Origin of the sequence: Thioclava arctica (assembly GCF_040892615.1) — a bacterium.
GTDB classification, from domain to species: domain Bacteria; phylum Pseudomonadota; class Alphaproteobacteria; order Rhodobacterales; family Rhodobacteraceae; genus Thioclava; species Thioclava arctica.
In genome coordinates this window covers 1-243 of the sequence record NZ_JBFRYC010000081.1, presented here as the reverse complement: position 1 = coordinate 243, position 243 = coordinate 1, and the positions used below count along the sequence as shown (strand labels likewise).

Below are 243 nucleotides of genomic sequence, written 5' to 3'. Positions count from 1 at the left end.
GGAACGGCTCTCGACTGTGCAATATGGCTTGCGCAAGGCGCAGGCAGAGCACATCGCAAAGGTTGAAGCCGCACAGCGGGACTTGGTTCTTTCAAATCGCAAAAAGTCTCAGGCGTTAGAGGAAAAGGAACAGGCACAGAGCCAGAAGGCAAAACAGATTGAAATGGAGCAAGAAGCGCTTGAGGCGCGCCGGGAGGCCGCAGCACGTCAGGATTCCGCCCTCACGCAAAGGGAACGCGCGGT

General features: G+C 57.2%; 1 protein-coding gene. It reads left to right on the top strand.

Translation table 11 applies throughout. The features are described 5' to 3' along the window. Positions 1-16 precede the first annotated feature (16 nt). A partial coding sequence (locus AB4874_RS20010; RefSeq protein ID WP_368393328.1) for a hypothetical protein occupies positions 17-243 on the top strand: 227 nt, incomplete at its 3' end.